At 37.7% G+C, this 912-nt stretch carries 2 protein-coding genes; both read left to right on the forward strand.

Translation table 11 applies throughout. From position 1 onward, the window contains the following. The coding region (locus tag ACFINC_RS10085) for a hypothetical protein (protein WP_375617127.1) at nt 1-362 on the forward strand (362 nt) is incomplete at its 5' end. A gap of 188 nt (nt 363-550) precedes the next feature. Further along, nucleotides 551-912: hypothetical protein (locus tag ACFINC_RS10090; RefSeq protein ID WP_375617128.1), on the forward strand; the 362-nt coding region annotated here is incomplete at its 3' end.

Consider the following 912-nt stretch of genomic DNA (forward strand, 5'->3'; position numbering starts at 1 on the left):
AGGAGGAAGAAGTGCAAACTTTGCAAGATTGTAACCGCTTACAAACACTGCTTTCACGGCAAGTTACAGTTGAACATATCGGGGCGGCAGCTTATTTGCTTTCTGGTCTCAAAATACCGGCAAATACAGACTCTGATGTTATCGCTTTGAACTATAGCATAGCGTTAGCAGACGCTTCAGAGCACGCTCTTAAACGAGCTGTTAAGGACGTTATACGTGGAGAAGCAAAGGGGTTATCAAAAACCTTTATGCCAACAGGGGCAGAGCTTGCAGATTATTGCAGAAATTTGAAAGCAGATCTTTTGTCAGAAGCATCAGTTGTAAAATTGTATTTAACGTCACCTAATAGAACAGCAAAATAGTGAAAAGTGCTGATGGTTTTGAGATTAGATATATGGGTTTAAACAGCTAAAAAAGTACCGTACAGAGCGATTTTAGATTTTTATGATAAAAACCACATTGAAAATAAAAACGCTACTGCACGGTCCAATATGAGGCAAATAAACCCATCGGTAAAGTTATGGATTTAAGCAAGGGGATATTAAATCAAATGTTTTTAAGAAACCGTAAATCAAGACAGCAAAAAAAATTTATTGCAACAGCGGTTGGTCACGTACCATGGGGATTAGGGGTAGCAGAGTATTTTTACAATCTCTATGAATATGAAGATGGTATGAGAGAATACGAGGAATTTGACGGTGGGCAGTATCATGATCATGAGATGCCTAACAAAGTTGATTATAGTACCAAAGCGCAAGTGAAAGCATGGATATATGGGGGTGATTTACCAAAAAGCGTATTGAGTTATGAACCTTTAATAGATGAGGTGAATGTGAAAATTAAAAAGCGTACAGAGAAAGCAGTGAAAACTTATGATGATATAGACCGTGAGTTAGAAAAAGCGCTTGATAT

This window comes from Bartonella sp. AP58NXGY (assembly GCF_042195785.1).
GTDB lineage: Bacteria > Pseudomonadota > Alphaproteobacteria > Rhizobiales > Rhizobiaceae > Bartonella.